Source organism: Streptomyces sp. NPDC046900, from assembly GCF_040644975.1.
Taxonomy (GTDB): Bacteria; Actinomycetota; Actinomycetes; order Streptomycetales; family Streptomycetaceae; genus Streptomyces.
Genome location: NZ_JBEYXD010000009.1, coordinates 20,011 through 36,341, shown reverse-complemented (window position 1 = coordinate 36,341; position 16,331 = coordinate 20,011). Strand labels below are relative to the sequence as shown.

Annotated in this window: 15 protein-coding genes and 1 pseudogene; 6 read left to right on the top strand and 10 right to left on the bottom strand. The window is 69.3% G+C overall.

Annotated features, from left to right (window positions below):
* Nucleotides 1-141: 141 nt before the first annotated feature.
* Genes ABZ904_RS11820 through ABZ904_RS11810 form a run of 3 tightly spaced genes read right to left on the bottom strand, consistent with a single transcriptional unit; the run spans nt 142 to nt 3,393 of the window.
* Nucleotides 142-1,842: an FAD-binding oxidoreductase gene (locus ABZ904_RS11820; RefSeq protein ID WP_361822730.1), complete on the bottom strand. Its 1,701-nt coding sequence runs from the start codon at nt 1,840-1,842 to the stop codon at nt 142-144.
* A gap of 12 nt (nt 1,843-1,854) precedes the next feature.
* Nucleotides 1,855-2,562, bottom strand: a complete 708-nt coding sequence (locus ABZ904_RS11815; protein WP_360997817.1) for a lysophospholipid acyltransferase family protein — start codon at nt 2,560-2,562, stop codon at nt 1,855-1,857.
* Between the two features lie 39 nt (nt 2,563-2,601).
* The gene (locus ABZ904_RS11810; protein WP_361822871.1) at nt 2,602-3,393 is read right to left on the bottom strand and encodes an SDR family oxidoreductase; all 792 of its coding nucleotides are present in this window, start codon (nt 3,391-3,393) and stop codon (nt 2,602-2,604) included.
* 545 nt (nt 3,394-3,938) lie between these two features.
* On the opposite strand from ABZ904_RS11810, the gene ABZ904_RS11805 reads away from it, so the two are divergent.
* The 5 genes from ABZ904_RS11805 (at nt 3,939) to ABZ904_RS11785 (ending at nt 9,722) form a co-directional block, all read left to right on the top strand.
* On the top strand, nt 3,939-4,766 hold the full coding sequence (locus ABZ904_RS11805) for a hypothetical protein (protein ID WP_361822727.1): 828 nt from the start codon (nt 3,939-3,941) through the stop codon (nt 4,764-4,766).
* On the top strand, nt 4,766-7,075 hold the full coding sequence (locus ABZ904_RS11800) for an HAD-IB family hydrolase (protein ID WP_361822870.1): 2,310 nt from the start codon (nt 4,766-4,768) through the stop codon (nt 7,073-7,075). Before ABZ904_RS11805 ends, ABZ904_RS11800 begins: the two co-directional genes overlap by 1 nt.
* Complete coding sequence (locus ABZ904_RS11795; RefSeq protein ID WP_361822724.1) at nt 7,075-7,869, top strand: ferritin-like domain-containing protein; 795 nt, start codon at nt 7,075-7,077, stop codon at nt 7,867-7,869. Before ABZ904_RS11800 ends, ABZ904_RS11795 begins: the two co-directional genes overlap by 1 nt.
* 177 nt (nt 7,870-8,046) lie before the next feature.
* On the top strand, nt 8,047-9,078 hold the full coding sequence (locus ABZ904_RS11790) for a phosphatidylinositol-specific phospholipase C domain-containing protein (RefSeq protein ID WP_361822722.1): 1,032 nt from the start codon (nt 8,047-8,049) through the stop codon (nt 9,076-9,078).
* Between the two features lie 86 nt (nt 9,079-9,164).
* The gene (locus ABZ904_RS11785) at nt 9,165-9,722 is read left to right on the top strand and encodes a glycoside hydrolase family 25 protein (RefSeq protein ID WP_361822719.1); all 558 of its coding nucleotides are present in this window, start codon (nt 9,165-9,167) and stop codon (nt 9,720-9,722) included.
* A 76-nt stretch (nt 9,723-9,798) separates the two neighbouring features.
* Here the strand turns inward: ABZ904_RS11785 and ABZ904_RS11780 are convergent.
* The 3 genes and pseudogenes from ABZ904_RS11780 to ABZ904_RS11770 all read right to left on the bottom strand — a co-directional run.
* Nucleotides 9,799-10,476: pseudogene (locus ABZ904_RS11780) on the bottom strand (NAD(P)-binding domain-containing protein); the annotation flags it as partial.
* A 147-nt stretch (nt 10,477-10,623) separates the two neighbouring features.
* A complete protein-coding gene (locus tag ABZ904_RS11775) occupies nt 10,624-10,836 on the bottom strand; it encodes an EF-hand domain-containing protein (protein ID WP_360997828.1) in 213 nt (70 codons plus the stop codon).
* Nucleotides 10,837-10,896: 60 nt separating this feature from the next.
* Nucleotides 10,897-11,808, bottom strand: coding sequence for a MerR family transcriptional regulator (locus ABZ904_RS11770; RefSeq protein ID WP_361822716.1), 912 nt, complete (start codon nt 11,806-11,808; stop codon nt 10,897-10,899).
* Nucleotides 11,809-11,863: 55 nt separating this feature from the next.
* Between ABZ904_RS11770 and ABZ904_RS11765 the strand changes: the two genes are divergently transcribed.
* On the top strand, nt 11,864-12,499 hold the full coding sequence (locus ABZ904_RS11765; protein ID WP_359395077.1) for a GNAT family N-acetyltransferase: 636 nt from the start codon (nt 11,864-11,866) through the stop codon (nt 12,497-12,499).
* A 56-nt stretch (nt 12,500-12,555) separates the two neighbouring features.
* On the opposite strand, the gene ABZ904_RS11760 is transcribed toward ABZ904_RS11765, so the two are convergent.
* The 4 genes from ABZ904_RS11760 to ABZ904_RS11745 form a co-directional block, all read right to left on the bottom strand.
* A complete protein-coding gene (locus tag ABZ904_RS11760; protein ID WP_359395079.1) occupies nt 12,556-13,731 on the bottom strand; it encodes a hypothetical protein in 1,176 nt (391 codons plus the stop codon).
* Complete coding sequence (locus tag ABZ904_RS11755; protein WP_359395082.1) at nt 13,731-14,564, bottom strand: polysaccharide deacetylase family protein; 834 nt, start codon at nt 14,562-14,564, stop codon at nt 13,731-13,733. Before ABZ904_RS11755 ends, ABZ904_RS11760 begins: the two co-directional genes overlap by 1 nt.
* Before the next feature lie 146 nt (nt 14,565-14,710).
* Nucleotides 14,711-15,214 carry an ATP-binding protein gene (locus ABZ904_RS11750; RefSeq protein WP_359395084.1) on the bottom strand — a complete coding sequence of 168 codons (504 nt, stop codon included), beginning with the start codon at nt 15,212-15,214 and terminating at the stop codon, nt 14,711-14,713.
* Between the two features lie 336 nt (nt 15,215-15,550).
* Nucleotides 15,551-16,318, bottom strand: coding sequence for an enoyl-CoA hydratase-related protein (locus ABZ904_RS11745; protein WP_359395086.1), 768 nt, complete (start codon nt 16,316-16,318; stop codon nt 15,551-15,553).
* Nucleotides 16,319-16,331: the final 13 nt, after the last annotated feature.

Here is a 16,331-nt window from a genome sequence, read left to right as displayed (position 1 = left end):
CTACGACGCCACTCAGTGGTCCGCCGACGCCCAAGGCCGTCCCCGTCCGCGAGGAGGACGAGTATCTCGGCGCCCCGGTCGTGGCGTGGCCGCGCCGATGCCCGCGCACCGCCCAGGCACGCGGGCCATGGGACGCCGCGCTCAGACCACGATCTTGCGCGGGTTGAAGTTGCCGCCCGGGTCGGCAGCGCCGAAGAGGCCCGACATGACCGCGACGCCCTGAGGCGAGATGTCCTCCTCCAGCCACGGCGCGTGCTCCAGGCCCACCCCGTGGTGGTGCGAGATGGTGCCGCCGGCATCGACGAACGCCTGCTGGATGGCGCGCTTGACCGTGTCGTACTCGCCGAGAGGGTCGTCACCGAACACGAAGGCGAAGGTGAAGTAGAGACAGGCTCCGGAGTGGTACGAGTGCGACATGTGCGACATCGTCCAGCCCTTGCGGCCGATCTCCTCGTAGGCGCGGTCGGCCGCCTCGTAGACCGCCGCGTGGATGCCACGCAGCTTCGACCACGGACCAGCGGTCTCGCTCACGTCGCCTGCTGCACCGCGGTCGAGCAGGAAGTCGCGGATGTACGGCGTGTCGAACTTCTTCTGGTCGTAGAGCGCACCGGGTCCCTTGCCGACGCCGATGCCGTGATGCTTGCGTACGATCCGGTCGACGAGCGACTTCTGCCGCTTCGCGTACGCCTCGCCGCCCTCGAAACCGATGAAGGAGAGGCACATCTCGTCGAGGTCCCAGCCACGCCTCTTGAGATACGCCATGAGGCCTGCCTGTGCCATCTTCTGGATGCCCTTCGACTCCTTGCTCGTCGCCAGGGAGAAGCCCGTCTCGTGGGCGTCCGAAACACGGGTGACCGACGGCGAGACGTCACTCTCGGCGATCTCCTGCATCGCGGCGAGGCCGTGGTCGAGGTTCTTGAAGAAGTAGGCGTAGATGCCACGCCTCTCGGGGAGCCGGTGCACCTGCACCGTGACCTCGGTGATGACGCCGAGCCGCCCCTCCGAGCCCACCACCATCTCCCGCACGCTCGGCCCGGTCGACGCACTCGGAACAGCACGGATCACGAGGGCGCCGCCGGCCCGCACGACACGCAGCCCCTTGACGATGTCCGCGATGTCGCCGTACTTGTCCGACTGCATGCCGGACGAGCGCGTGGCGACCCACCCGCCGAGCGTCGAGTGGGTGAACGAGTCGGGGAAGTGCCCCATCGTCCAGCCGTCCCGGTTGAGTTGAGCCTCAAGATCAGGGCCCAGCGCCCCGGCCTGGATGCGCGCCAGTCCGGCGTCGGCGTCGATCTCCAGCACCCGGCCCAGGCGGCCGAGGTCGAGTGAGACGACCACCCGCGACTCGTCCGGGTGCGGCTCGAGGCTGCCCGCGATATTGCTGCCGCCCCCAAAGGGGATGATCACGGCGTCCGCCTCGACGGCCGCCTCGACGACGCTTTGCACCTCCGCCTCGTCGGCCGGGTAGACGATCACATCGGGACTGCGCGCGATCTCGCCGGACCGGATGCGAACCAGGTCACGCAGGCTCTTGCCGTACGTGTGAACGACCCGGGACAGGTCGTCGACAACGACGTTCCCGGCTCCGACGATGCCGCTCAGGACCGTGAGGAACTCCTCCGGTGCCGTCGAGGCCGGCACCTTCAACTCGGAGAAGTCGGGCCGTTCGGTGGGCTCGACCCTCCAGAGATCGAGACCGACGGCCTTCTGGACGAACGGCGCGAAACCGGGCTTGTCCTCGTGATGGAAGCCGACGCCTTCTACGCCCCAGCCCCACCACTTCATGTGTTTCACATCACCGGTGCGCATCGCGTCGGTGCGGCTGGTGGGTTCGGTCACGGACGGTCTCCTTCAGGTATGACGACGTGAGGTGGCATGCGCGCCGAGGATGCGCTCGGAGTTCTCCTCGGCCAGAGCGACGATCGCCGAGCGGATGCGTTCGGTGAACTCGCTCACCGACTCTCCGGGAAGGGCAGTGAGCGGTTCGCCGAAGACAACCCCGACCGGCAGGCGGCCCGGTTGGGGCCAATTCGATCCGCGGGGATGCGCCGCATGCGCGCCGATGACCGCGACGGGGAGCACCGGCACCTCGACCGACGAGGCGAGCGCCGCCGCCCCCGGCTTGAACGCCCCGAGCGATCCGTCGCGCGAGCGGGTGCCCTCGGGAAAGATCAGGAGCGGCACTCCCCGGTTCAGCAACGACTTGGCGCTCACTCTGCGCGCGTTCATTCCGGTGCGGTCGACCGGGAAGGCGTTGAAGAAGAGTGCCGTGAGGCCTCGCCGCCGCCACACGTCGAAGAAATAGTCGGCGGCGGCTCCCACCGCGAGGTAGCGCGCGAGTCGGCGGGGCAGCGCGCCCATGATGAGGGGCGTGTCGAGGTGCGAGGCGTGATTGGCGACGACGACATACGTGTCGTCGACGTTCTCCAGGCGCTCGCGCCCAAGTACCGTGACGCTGGTCACGCTCCAGACGACGGGCTTCAGCAGCCCCCGCTGCGCGACGAAACGCGCCGCAGCGTGCGAGCGTGAGGTGAAACGGTCGCGCATCGTCGCGGGCATCCGCTTCCTTCCGGTGCGGGCTCGCCCGCACTGCTTCTTTCAGTGAGTGGGACTGTCGTTGCGGCCGGCCGAGATCCGTCGCGAGATCCACCGCACCGTGCGGCGCGGAAGATGACGCGTGAACCAGATGAGCAGCCGGTACCGAAAGCTCGGCATGGAGATCACCCGTCCGCGCCGCACGTCGCGCAGACTCGTTTCGACGAGTCGCTCGGGGTCGAGCCAGAGGAAGTCCGGAATGCTCGACGACCGGATTCCGGCCCGCTCGTGGAATTCCGTGCGGACCCAGCCCGGACAAAGTGCCGTCACGGTGACGCCCGTTCCATGCAGCTCGTTCGCCAGTCCCTCGGTGAGCGAGGTGGCGAAGGCCTTGACGGCCGAATAGCTCCCCATCGTGACGAACCCAGCCGTGCTCGACACATTGACGATCGCGCCGTGCCCGCGTTCGCGCATGGACCGCCCAGCGGCGCCGGCGAGCACCAGCACCGCGCGCCCCATGACCTCGATCGCCCGGTCATGCGGAGCGGTGTCGGCCGAGGTGATCGGTGCGTGCACGCCGAAACCGGCGTTGTTCACGAGCATGTCCACCGGACGGGCGGGGTCCTCCAGCCGGGCGGCGACACGCTCGACATCGGCGCGATCGGACAGGTCGGCGGGCAGCACCTCGACGGCACGGCCCCGGGATTCCAGCTCGACCGCCGTCCGGTCGAGCCGCTCCCTGTCGCGCGCCACCAGGACAAGGTCCCATCCACGGTCTGCCAGAGCGTGCGCGAACGCTGCTCCGATACCCGACGTGGCACCGGTGACAAGTGCCACTCCCGGACGGCTCAGCATAGTTTCATACGGCATCTGCTCGACATTCGAACTCCCCGCTCGTAGCTATTACATGGGGTGGCGAGCGGGTCACGCTGTCGAGCCCGACACCGCCTTTCCGAGCCGCCTGGTTAACAAACCGCTTCTGCGCGCGGACAGGAAGATCCCAGAAAGCTTCCGCGTTCGATGCCCGGCGAGCCGACCCAGGTGAATTGCTGCGGTCGTGCAGCAGCCGATGGCTGACTCCTCGCGCATGACACACCCTTCTTTTCTCGGCTCGTCCCCTTAGACCGGGCACGCATCGAACCTGTGACACGAGCTTCCGCACATGCTCGTGCGGACTCAGGAATCGACCTATGACCACAGGCCCTCATCGCGCGCTGTGCCGACGTGTGTTGTCCCGCCGAAAGTGCGCAGTTCTCCCCATCCGCCTCCATGCGGAATCAGGCCGCGTGTCACACATGCGCCGGTTGCCCGGTCTCAGGTGACAGCCCCGACGGCTTTTCGCACGTTCCGGGGCCTCTGCAGAGTTACCCGCCCCGGCTCCGGCCCCAGAAAGTCCGTGCATGAACCCAAACGACGAAGCAACGACCGCGCCGCCCGAGACAGCGGGCTTCGACGTGCGTGAGTTCGCCCGTACGGCACACGGCAGCCACCGCGGAACGCTCGACCTCGGGTCGCTCGTCGAAGAGCCGCTCGACGCCGAATCCGTCCGGCTCGTTCGCGCGCTGCGTGACATGGAACGTGCGACGTTGCACCGCGTGCGCGACCTCCTCGTGACGGCGACACACAAGGACGCCCGGGTCACCGCGTTCCTCACCACGTGGATGTTCGAGAGATTCTGGATCGCCGACGCCCTCGATGCCGTCCTGGATGCTTCTGCCGCCGCCCGCGGCCTCCCTTCGAGCGCCGGCCCGGCACGGTGGGTACTGGCGGAGCGCCGCGAGCGCCGTGGCCCGATCCGTCACTCCCTCATCGCCACCGTCACCGGTACGCAGATCGTCGCCGCACACGTGACGACGAGCCTCGTGGACGAATGGATCACACAGGCGGCTTACCGGCGTCTGGCCGGGGTGTCCCCCGCCGTGGCGTCGATCCTCAACCCCCTGGTGGAGATCAAACTGCGCCACATCCGCTTCCTCGCCGAGGAGTCGCGGCGGCGGCTCGGGAACTCGGTCCGCGCCCAGCGCATCACCCGCCGCGCCCTCCGGCACTCCGCCTGGCCGCTCGGCTCGGTCGATCGCGCCAAGCACGAGCGCACCTTCTTCGAACGCCATGTCTTCGGCGACCAGAGCGGACGGGCCGAGGCGGGCCGTATCCGCGCGATGGTCGCCACGCTCCCCGGCATCGGTCCCGGTGTCGCATCCACCGTGGAATCGAGGCTCCTTCCGTGATGCCGCACAGCGCGAAGACCGAACTCGGCAGCGCGCACGTCCTGCTCACCGGCGCGACCGGCTTCGTCGGGCAAGCCGTGCTCGAGCGGCTGCTCACCGATCACCCCGCCACCCACATCTCGCTCCTCGTGCGCGGGAAGGGCAGACAGACCGGGCAGGACCGACTCCGCAGGCTTCTGCGCAAACCCGTGTTCGAGCGCTGGCGGGATGCCGTGGGGGCCGAGGAGGCCGAGCGCATCGTCCGTGAGCGGATCACGGTGCTCGACGGCAGCATGACCGGCATTCCTGAGCTGCCCTCCCGCCTCGACGTCGTCATCCACTCGGCTTCGACCGTCTCGTTCGACCCGCCCGTCCACGAGGCGTTCGACACGAACGTCAACGGCGCCGTAAGCCTCTACCAGGCCCTGCTCGCCTCCGGATCGGACCCGCACGTCGTCCATGTGTCGACCTGCTACGTCGGGGGACTCCGTCGCGGTGTGGTGCCCGAGGCCAAGCTCGAGCACGACGTCGACTGGCGCGCCGAGTGGACCTCGGCGACACAGGCCCACGAGCGCACCGAGCTCACCTCGCGGGAACCGGCGCAGCTCGAGCGGTTCATGTCCCGCGCCCGCGGCAACCACGGCAAGGAGGGCCCGATCGCGGCGGCCCGCGCGAGCGAGAACGCGCGGCGCGAGTGGGTGCGTTCCCACCTCGTCGACGCCGGCCGGCGGCGCGCCCAGAGCCTGGGGTGGACCGACGTCTACACACTGACGAAGGCACTCGCGGAACGTGCCGCGGAAGACCTCTGGGGCGAGGCCGGGCACAGGCTTTCGGTGGTCCGGCCCTCGATCATCGAGAGCGCCCTCCAGCATCCGTTCCCCGGCTGGATCGACGGCTTCAAGGTCGCCGATCCGCTGATCTTCGCCTACGGCCGCGGCCAGCTGCCGGACTTCCCGGGGCTGCCCGACTCGATCCTCGATGTCATCCCCGTCGACTTCGTCGTCAACGCCATCCTCGCCGCGGCGGCCAACCCGGCCCCTGTCGACGAACCGACGTACTTCCACATCGCCTCGGGCGCGTCGAATCCGCTGCCCTTCCACCGCATGTACGAGAACGTACGCGACTACTACACGCAGCACCCGCTGCCCAAGGACGACGGTTTCGTCAAGGTACCGACCTGGAAGTTCGCGGGCGAGCGCAAGTTCAACCGACGGCTTCTGCTGGCGAAGAAGAAGGCCGACCTGTGGGACGCCGGTCTGCGGCTGATGCCGAACGACGAGCGCAAGCGCGCCCTCGCGGCCGAGAACGCCAAGCTGCGCGCCGGCATCGCCACCCTCGGCAACTTCACCGACCTCTACCGCGCGTATGTGCGGACCGAGATCATCTTCGACGACCGCAACGCCCGCGCACTGAACAACGCCCTTCCGGCAGAGGCGCGCGAGGACCGTGGCTTCGATGTGGAGCGGATCGACTGGGAGGAGTACCTGCAGAAGGTACACCTCCCCGCGATGAGCGAGCTGACAGCGGCCCACCGTCGCCGGAAGGCCACGACCGCCCGGCCGGCGAACCGCCCGAAACCCGAGCTGCCGCAGCGTACCGACGTGCTCGCCGTCTTCGACCTCGAACGGACCGTCGTCGACTCCAACATCGTCGAGCAGTACCTCTGGGTACGTACCTCGGGCTTCCGCAAGGCGGCCTGGCCGAAGGAGGTCGCGGACCTGCTCACGTCGCTGCCCGGCTACCTCCGCGCCGAGAGGCGGGACCGAGGCGAGTTCATCCGTGCGTTCCTGCGCCGCTACCACGGTATGCCCGTCGCCCGTCTCGAGGAGGTCGTGCGGCGCGGCTACGCCGACACGATGCTGCGGCACACGAGCGCGGAGGCCCTGGCGCGCATCCGCGAGCACCGTGCGGCGGGTCACCGCACCGTCCTGGTCACCGGCTCCATCGGCCTGCTCGCCGCTCCGCTCGCCGACCTGTTCGACGAGGTCGTCGGGAGCTCCATGCATGTGAAGGACGGTGTGCTCACCGGCTACCTCGCCAAGCCGCCGCTCGTCGACGAGGCGAGGGCCGCGTGGCTTCGGCGGTACGCCGAGGAGGGCGGCTACGACCTCGCGGCCTCCTACGGCTACGGCGACAGCCACTCCGACCTGCCGTGGCTGTCGCTGCTGGGCAAGCCCTCGGCGATCAACCCCGACGCCGAACTGGCGCGCGAGTCGCACCAGAGGAACTGGGACATCCACCGATGGAAGAGGGGCGGTTCGGGTGTACGCAGCGAGGTCATCGCTGCCCGGGTGACGCCTCCGGCGCGCACCGACGAGAAGAGTGACTGATGGCTTTCGACATAGACAAGTACACGAAGAACTCCACCGGGGTGCAGTGGGCCGACCTCGACTTCGACGAGTTCGAGCGCAACCCGCTGCCCGAGGGGACGCTGCGCACGCTGCGCTACATGTGCGACATCGAATACCACACGGTCTGCTACATGCGTGATCTGCTGACGACCCCGTCTCACAACGAGCCCGCGGTGGGCGCCTTCATGACGATGTGGAACCGCGAGGAGTTCTGGCACGGCGAAGCGCTCGCGGCCGTGCTCGAGCGCCACGGCGTCCGGATCGACTTCGACGAGCTCAAGGCGACGCGTCTGAAGCTCGGTTGGAGGGACCGTTTGGGGACGGTGAAGCAGACGGCGATGAGCCGGATCATCGGACATGACTTCGTCGCCGTGCACATGGCATGGGGTGCGGCGAACGAGTGGTCGGCGACCGCGGCGTACCACCGGCTTGCCGCGCTGGAGAGCCACCCGGTGCTGGTACCGCTGCTGAAGCGGATCGCGCAGCAGGAGACGAAGCACGTCGCGTTCTATGCGTCGCAGGCGCGTGAACGGCTCGCGGCGAGCAAGAAGGCCCGTGTGTTCGCCCGGTTCGCGCTCGAGAAGGCCTGGGGCCCGGTCGGCTCGGGCGTCATGTCCGAGAGCGAGGTCACGTACGTCATGACCCACCTCTTCGCAGGCCCCGAGGGCCGCAGACTCATCCGCGACATCGACTCGCACATCGCGAAGCTGCCGGGCATGGAGGGGCTGCGCATAGTCGAGGACTCCATGGACAAGCGCGGCATCGCCTCCTGATGCAGCTGTGCGTCCGCACGATCGACATCCGGCCGGGCCGGCTCCCACACCCATGACTCCGGGGTGGTCGCAGGTCGCCACGACCCCCGGGGCCGATGTTCCCCCCGGGGCTACCGCACGGTAATCCACTCTCTCTAGGCTGTCGCCAACTCGGCACCTTTGAAGGGGAGTTGACACGTGCGGACGACAAGGCGGCTGGCGGTGCTGCTGGGTGCCGCCGCGATGCTGATGGCAGCAGGGGGCAACGCCCGGGCGGCCGCGCCCAAGTTCTCCGACGCGACCACCATCGGAACGCACAACGCCTACGACAAGGCCAAGTACACCTACTTCGCGCAGGCCCTCGACTCCGGTGCCTCGCTGCTCGAACTCGACGTCTACACCGACAGCATCACCAAGCGCTGGCGGGTCAGCCACAGCAATCCGTTCGGCAACGACAACAACTGCGAGGCGGCGAAGACGCCCGGCGAGCTGTACAGCAAGAGCCGCAACCAGGACCTCGGCAGCTGCCTCGACAACATCGCCGCCTGGCATCAGCTGCACCCCGACCACCGGCCGATCGTCTTCAAGGTGGAGATGAAGAACGGCTTCAACAACAACGGCGGCCTCGGACCCGACGAGTTCGACGCACTGGTGTCCGCCAAGCTCGGCGGCATCGTCTACAAGCCGTCCGACCTGCTGGGCTCCACGTACTCGACGCTCGACGCGGCCGCGAAGGCGAACGCCTGGCCCTCCCGGGACGACCTCAAGGGCAAGGTCCTCTTCGAACTCATCCCCGGCACGGTCGAGATGAACAACCCGTTCGACCACTACTGGACGGACCGGGAGTACGGCGACTACCTGCGCGACCTGTACGCCGCGGGGAACATCTCGAAGGCCCAGGCCTTCCCCGCCGTGCTCGGCGCCGCCTCGGGCGACCCGCGCACCAGCCGCTACGACGCGTCCATCCGCCCGTGGTTCGTGTTCTTCGACGGGGACGCCTCGACGTACGTCGACAACGGCTATGACACGTCCTGGTACGACACCAGTCACTATTTCCTGATCATGACGGACGCGGCGAACGTGTCCCCCTCGATCTCGTCCACGAACCCCACGGACGCCGAAGTGGCGGCACGGCTCGGGCTGCTGGCGTCCGACCACGCCAGCGTGATCACCTCCGACTGGGCCGCCGCATCGCCCTCCGTCCTCGGTTCGGTGGCCGATCGGGGCTGACCTTCGCGCTTTTGGGGCATATCACCCGCGCCAGGTGAAACAGGCAACCATCCCTGTACCCCCACCAGCACACTCAGGGAGCCCCCATGCTGCGAGGCGTCGACGTCAGCGCATACCAGCCATCCGCATACGACACGAGCGGCCTCTCCTTCGTCTTCATCAAGGCGACGGAGGGGCGTTCGTACGTGAACCCGAAACTCACCGCCCAGACGAAGACCGCCCGGGACGCCGGTTGCGTCGTCGGCTTCTACCACTTCCTGTGGCCCGGCAACCTCACGGCCCAGGCGGAGTACTTCGTCGGCAAGACCCCGGAGAAGGCCGGCGACCTGCTGGCCGTCGACTGGGAGACGACCGGCGACGGCACGCACGCGAGCAACGCCGAGAAGGACCGGTTCATCCGCAAGGTCAAACAGCTCCGGCCGGACAACCGGGTCGTCCTGTACACGAGCCGGAACTTCTGGCTGACCGTCGACACCACGTCGTACGCGGGCGACGGCCTGTGGATCGCCGACTACGTCACCGCGGGCAAGCCCCGCATCCAGGCGGCATGGCGTTTCCACCAGTACTCCTCCGACCCCATCGACAAGGACGTCGCCAACTTCACCACCAAGACGGCGCTGCGGGAGTGGGCCGGGAGCGCCTGAGCGCACGTGTCGCGGGGCCGGTGCGGCGCGTGCGGCTGCCGGACGGGCCGCACCGGTCCCCCAAGGCGGTCCGGACCTAGCCGCGGAACTCCGGCGTGCGTTCGGGCGCCGCCTCCGCCAGCGCCTTGGTGACCCCGTCGGTCCCGGCCCGCAGGCCGTAGACCGGGGTGCCCGGCTGCTGACGCCAGGAGTCGTCGATACCGCCGGCGTCGACCGTGTCGAAGCCGAGTTCGTCGATGAGGTCCCGCACCCGGCGCTTGGCCGCCGCGTCGTCGCCCGCGACCGGGAGCGCCATGCGGTCGGGGTCGCCGGCGGGGCGGGGGCCATCCAGGATGTCCTGGGCGTAGGTGCCGTTGAAGGCCTTGACGACGGGATGGCCGATCTGCTGTTCGGTCCAGCGGCTCTCGGTGACACCCCCGTCCTCGATGCCCGGGATCCGTCCGTCCCGCTCCCGGGGGTAGTAATTGCCGGTGTCGATCACGGCGACACCCTCCGCCGCCCCGCCCAGCACTCCGGACGGCAGGTGCGGGACCGCCTTCACCGGGACCGTGATCACGACGACCTCGGCGCCGCGGGCGGCCTCCTCGACCAGAACGGGGGTCGCGCCCGTCTCCTCGGCGAGCGCGGTGAGCGTGTGCGGGCCGCGGGAGTTGGCGACGAAGACCTCATGGCCGAGGGCGGTGAGCCGCCGGGTGAGATTGCCGCCGATGTTTCCCGCGCCGATGATGCCGATCTTCATGACTGGCCTCGCCCTTCCGGGGGTCGTGTGCTCGCACGGTGTGTGCGGGCAGCACCAACCCCCGGGCCGGACGGCCTATTCCGGATATACGCCGAACGGCTGACGGCGGCACGCCGAGGGGGCGCCCATTCCCTGCCGGGCGGGCGCCCCCTCGGCTCCTGCTCACTTGCTCAGGTACGTCCAGAACTCGTCGAACGACAGCACCTTGTCACCGTTGAGGTCACGGGTCTTGATGATGCTCTCGGCCACCGTGTCGGTGACGTTCCAGTCACCGCCCTGGGCCAGGGCGGACTTGAACTCGGCGGCGGTGATGAACCCGTCACCGTCCGCATCGATCCGCTCGAACTGCATGCGTGCTTCCTCGATGTCCGCCACCGATCCGCCCCTTCTTGGTGCACTGGCCGTCGTACGGCCGTCCTACTGACGGAGGTCAGATTAGCCGCCCGCCCGGGCCCTCAGTGCCGCGACCACCCAGGCGAACTCCTCCCTGTGCGGCGGTGCCGGCTGTCCTTTCACGACGGACAGCAGTTCGCGGTAGCGGGCGGCCCGCTCGTCGAAGGCCGTCTCCATACGCTCGAGCACGGCGGTCCGGTCGGCGTCCCCCAGCAGCTCGCGCAGCACCGCGTCGGCCTCGGGCGCCTCGGGCGCCACCCCGCGCTCGCGCGCCGGCCCCACCAGGTCGACGAGACGCCTCGCGAACCACATCGACGCCCCGGCGGGCACGTCGGGCCCCCGGTCGGCCGCGTTGAACTCGGCCGCCTTGCGCATCCGGGCCCGGAACCCGGGGTCCTGCATCATCTCGGCCAGCTCGACCCAGGCGTCGACCTGCTCGGGCGTCGGGTCCTCCGGCAGGTCCGCCGCGGTGTTCCGCATCCGCTCCCGGATCTCCGGGTCGACGGTGTCGAGCCCGTGGAGCATCTCCTCCACGAACTCCTCCATGATCCGTTTCCGCTCGGCCGCCGACAGCCGTGCCAGTTTGTTCATCAGGGTCATCTCCTCCGTACTCGAGCCACGTCGCGCCACGGTCGACAGCACCGCCCGGGTCACCCTGAGGGCGCGGATCTGCGCGTCCAGGGCCGCGACATGCGTCGCCGCCACCTCGGCGACGGTCGTCTCGCCGCCCAGCACCCGGCGGACGTCGTCCAGACCGAGGCCCAGTTCGCGCAGGGTGCGGATCAGTTCGAGGCGGGCCACGGACGCCGCGTCGTACAGGCGGTAGCCCCCCTGGGACCGGGCCACCGGGGGCAGGGCGCCCTCGTCCGACCAGTAGCGGATGGTGCGGACGGTCAGTCCGGTGGCCCGGGCCAGTTCGCCGATGGTGAACAGGCCGGTGCCGTTTTCGATCATGTCTGCGAGTCTGGGCCTTCCAGTGGGTGGAGACTCAAGCCGGAGGGACGGACCCATGTCCGAGAGTCTGCGGGACATTCTGGAGGCGGCGGCACGGGGCGTCTTCCCTCCGGCGGACGGCGCCACCAGCGTCGTACGCCAGCACTCCCCCCGGGACGCGGGGGTCATCGCCTTCACCGCGCACTCCGTCGTGTTCACGGACGAGGATCCGCAGTGGGTGCGCGAGACGCTGAAGCGCACGGACTGCGACGCGCTGGCCGCCACGATGAACGCACGGTTCCTGGCGGCGTTCATGGAACGGACGGGGCGCCGGAGCGACACGATCGACGTGCTCATGGTCGGCTCCCCGCTGCCCGGCGAGCCGCCGCTCACGCTGAAGGAGATCGACGATCCCGCCCATCCTCGGGTCGTCAGTTCCCTCAGACGGCGGGACGAGGTGCGGGTGTGGTCCACGCCGGGCGGTGTCCTCGTGCTGGGACGCGGGGTCGCGGGGCGCATGGAGGTCGCCGTCGAGGTGGACGCGGACGTACGGCACCGGGGACTGGGGCGGGCGCTCGTCTCGGCGGCGCGGCAGCTGGCCGGAGGCGAGCCGGTGTGGGCCCAGGTCTCGGCGGGGAACGCCCGCAGTCTGCGGGCGTTCCAGGCGGCCGGTTACCGTCCGGTGGCGTCGGAGGCATTGCTCGTCGCGTGAGGCGCGACTCGCCGTTGCCAGGGCGGTCCGGAGCCGCCGTCACGGCCGTGTGCGCCTCATCGGTAGACACCCGTGTGCCCCAGCGAGTAGCGGCCGGGCTGCGGGTAGACCGCGAGCCCGTGCGGGCCGCTGCCCACCTTGATCCGGGCGAGCTGCCGGCCGGTGCGGGTGTCGATCGCGTAGACCTCGGAGTTGTAGCGGCCGGAGAGCCACAGCACCGTGCCGTCCGTCGAGACGCCGCCCATGTCCGGGCTGCCGCCGCCGGGCAGACGCCACTTCTTGGTCAGGCGGTTCGTCGTGAAGTCGAAGACGGAGACGGTGCCCTCGCCCCGGTTGGAGATGTACATCTCGCGGGAGTCGCGGCTGACGTACAGGCCGTGTGCGCCCTTGCCTGTGTACAGGAAGGTCGGCTTGCCGAAGGTGTCGCCGTCGAGGATCCACATTCCGTCGGCCACCATGTCGGCGACGTAGAACGTCCTGCCGTCCGGCGCGACCTTGACGTCCTGCGGCATGGAACCGCGGACCGGCAGCTTCTGCCGGTCGAGCACCTCCATCTTCTCGGTGTCGACCTTGAGCAGTTCGCCGCTGAACTCGCAGGAGACGATGAAGTAGCGGCCGTCGCGCGAGAAGTCGGCGTGGTTGACGCCGGCGCAGTCCACGGGCACGGACTTCGCCACCTTCATGGTGTGCGCGTCGCGGAAGACCAGCCGGCGGTCCCTGGATGCCATGACCACCGCGTACTTGCCGTTCGGCGTGAAGTACAGGTTGTACGGATCGTGCACGTCGACCGGCTTGCCGGCGTGGCCGGTCCTCGGGTCGATGGGGGTGAGGGAGTTGCCCAGGTCGTTGTTGACCCACAGCGTCTTCAGGTCCCAGGACGGCACGACGTGCTGCGGCTGGCGGCCTACCCGGAGCGTGTCGATGACCTTGTAGGTGCCGGGGTCGATGACGGACACGGTGTTGGAGTTGGTGTTGGGGACGTAGATGCGGGACGGGAAGCCCTTGACCACCGGGGACAGCTGGTTCGGGCGGTCGGCCGCGTAGACGTCCTTCGGGTCGAGCACGGGCGGCATGCCCGGCAGGGTCTGGACGGTCATCTGCCGCTGTGCGGTCCTGCCCGGGCTCTTGGACGGGAGGCCCTTGTCCTTGTGGGCGGATCCGCTGCTGCATCCGGCGAGCACGGCGAGGGCGGCGCCGGCGATCAGTACACGCGTGACGGTCGTGGAGGGCATCAGCTCAGCAGCTCCGTGGTGGTCACCGCGGTGAGGCCGCGGCGTTCGAGTTCTTTCAGCAGGGCGGGAAAAGCGGTGACCGTGTCCGCGTACCCGAAATGCAGGCTCACCACGGACCCGTTGCGCACCTCGCCGGCCACCTTGCGGGTGATGGCGGAGGCGCCCGGCGAGGTGTAGTCGAGCGAGTCGACGTCGTACGACAGGACGTGCGGATAGCCGGAGAGACGGGCCAGGCGTTCGACGAGCGGGGTGGCACGCGGGGCGCGGGAGGGCCGGAACCAGGTGCCGATGGATCCGGTCAGCCGCCGCAGCCGCTGCGCACACCCCTGGATCTCGGCGTACGCGTCCGTCTCGGACATGGTGTTGATGCCGAGGTGGCGCAGGGTGTGGTTGCCGAGGTCGTGACCGCCGGCGAGGATGCGCCGGGCGGCCTCGGGATGCTGGTCGAGCCAGGTGCCGACCGCGAGCACGGTGATCTTCGCGCCCGCCTTCTCCGCCGTGTCCAGGATGGACCTGGCGAAACGGGGATCGCCCTGGCCGTGGAAGGTGAGGGCGACCCGGGGGCGGTCCCGCGGGCCGTGGTCGATCTGGCCGGGCTGCTGCGCATAGGCGCGAGGCTCGGGTGCTGGGGTCGGGGAGCGCGGGGCGGCGGAGGCGGGAGACTCGACGGGCCGGTGGAGGATGTGGCCACCGGGGGAACAGGCTGTGGCGAACGTACCTGCGGCGAGCCCCGCGCCCGCGCGCAGTGCCGACCGGCGGCCGGGCACCGTGCGCGCGGTGCCCGTCTCACGGTCCGGTGGGGTGGGAGGGACGGGCGTAGTCACTCTCCCCATTTAAGGACAAGGTGACGGGAAATCGGGCGATTTGACCCAAGGAAGGTCGGGCGGGTCGCAGGGGGCCTGACCGTCCGTCGGTCGTGGCGTCCGGAGCGGTACGCGGACGGGCCCGGTGGGCGCGCCGCCGGGCGGCGCGGCCGCCGTCAGCGGTCGGCGACTCGCATCTCGAACCAGGTCGTCTTGCCGCGCGGCAGCAGGTCGACGCCCCACCGGTCGGCGAGCTTGTCCACGAGGAAGAGTCCGCGGCCGCTCACGTCCAGTTCCTGAACCGGTATCAGACAGGGCAGGCCGCGGGAGGGATCGCGGACCTCGATACGGATCCACCCCCGTCGCCGGCGCATCCGTAACCCGAAGGAGCGCGCCCCGGTGTGCCGAACGGCGTTGCCCACGAGCTCGGAGACGAGCAGGACCGCGTCCTCGGCCATCCTCGAGGCCAGCCCCCAGTGACGCAGAATCACGACCTGGGCGAGCCGGCGGGCGGTGGCCGCGGATTCGGGCCGGGACGGCAGCGACACCTCCGCCTCCGTGGGATTGCCGAACAACTCCAGTGCCTTGAGCGCCCGTTCGTCCTCGACCGCAGGCGACCAGCGCGCCGCGGTCGCACTTCCGTGCCGCCGCGGCTGTTCGATGCCCTCCAGCCCCGCCATGCACCCATGATGGCGGCCCAAGGGGCTGTTCGGAGGCGTTACGGCGCAACACGACCCCTGCAAGCACACTTTCCACACCATTCGGTCGGCATATGCCAGATGCAACAGTGGGTCGCGCACACCCCCGCTGACCTGGGGGAACAGGCCAGTGGGGGGCAATCGCCAAGCGTCTTCGGGTTGACAGCCTTAAGGTTGCCTTAAGGCTGCGATAAACCGCTCCATCGAGGGAACCGGGTGAGACGTCGCGTCAACTGCAAGAGGGTCAGGGCGACTTCCTGAACGTTTCTCACGTCCAGTTGTGAAGTCGGCTGTCAGGCACGGTCGGTGACCGATCGATCAGACGAACTTCGCCTTGCCCGGCCCCTCTTCCACGAAGCTGCGCATACCGCGCTCGCGGTCCTCGGTGGCGAACAGGCCAGCGAACCAGGTCCGTTCCACCGCGAGGCCCGTTTCGATGTCCGTCTCCAGACCCGTGTCGACGGCCTCCTTGGCGGCGCGCAGGGCGATCGCCGGGCCCTGGGCGAGTCTGGCGGCCCAGGCGTGCGCCTCGGTGTACACCTCCCCGGCCGGCACCACCCGGTCGACCAGACCCAGCGTCAGCGCCTCGTCCGCCTTCACCATCCGGCCCGTGAAGATCAGGTCCTTGGCCTTGGACGGGCCGATGAGCCTCGCAAGGCGCTGAGTGCCGCCCGCACCGGGGATCAGGCCGAGCAGGATCTCCGGCTGCCCCAGCTTCGCGTTCTCGGCGGCGATGCGGTAGTCCGCGCACAGCGCCAGCTCGCAGCCTCCACCCAGGGCGTAGCCCGTGACGGCGGCGACGACCGGCTTGGGGATACGGGCGATGGCGGTGAAGGCTTCCTGCAGAGCGCGGGAGCGCAGGACCATCGCGGCGTGGTCCATGCCCTGCATCTCCTTGATGTCCGCGCCCGCCGCGAACACCTTCTCCCCACCGTGGATGACCACGGCGCGCACGTCCTCGCGGCGCGTGACCTCCTCGGCGAGCTCCCTGAGCCGGTCCTGGGTGGCGACGTCCAGCGCGTTCATGGGCGGGCGGTCCAGACGGATGGTGCCCACGCCCTCGGCGACTTCCAGATGCACAGTCATGCAGGAAGGTTAA

Coding starts and splice junctions, on each gene's coding strand:
- ABZ904_RS11815 (WP_360997817.1), bottom strand. CDS start 2,562: ATGCCCGCGACGATGCGCGACCGTTTCACCTCACGCTCGCACGCTGCG.
- ABZ904_RS11810 (WP_361822871.1), bottom strand. CDS start 3,393: ATGCTGAGCCGTCCGGGAGTGGCACTTGTCACCGGTGCCACGTCGGGT.
- ABZ904_RS11805 (WP_361822727.1), top strand. CDS start 3,939: ATGAACCCAAACGACGAAGCAACGACCGCGCCGCCCGAGACAGCGGGC.
- ABZ904_RS11800 (WP_361822870.1), top strand. CDS start 4,766: ATGCCGCACAGCGCGAAGACCGAACTCGGCAGCGCGCACGTCCTGCTC.
- ABZ904_RS11795 (WP_361822724.1), top strand. CDS start 7,075: ATGGCTTTCGACATAGACAAGTACACGAAGAACTCCACCGGGGTGCAG.
- ABZ904_RS11785 (WP_361822719.1), top strand. CDS start 9,165: ATGCTGCGAGGCGTCGACGTCAGCGCATACCAGCCATCCGCATACGAC.
- ABZ904_RS11770 (WP_361822716.1), bottom strand. CDS start 11,808: ATGATCGAAAACGGCACCGGCCTGTTCACCATCGGCGAACTGGCCCGG.
- ABZ904_RS11765 (WP_359395077.1), top strand. CDS start 11,864: ATGTCCGAGAGTCTGCGGGACATTCTGGAGGCGGCGGCACGGGGCGTC.
- ABZ904_RS11760 (WP_359395079.1), bottom strand. CDS start 13,731: ATGCCCTCCACGACCGTCACGCGTGTACTGATCGCCGGCGCCGCCCTC.
- ABZ904_RS11755 (WP_359395082.1), bottom strand. CDS start 14,564: ATGGGGAGAGTGACTACGCCCGTCCCTCCCACCCCACCGGACCGTGAG.
- ABZ904_RS11750 (WP_359395084.1), bottom strand. CDS start 15,214: ATGGCGGGGCTGGAGGGCATCGAACAGCCGCGGCGGCACGGAAGTGCG.
- ABZ904_RS11745 (WP_359395086.1), bottom strand. CDS start 16,318: ATGACTGTGCATCTGGAAGTCGCCGAGGGCGTGGGCACCATCCGTCTG.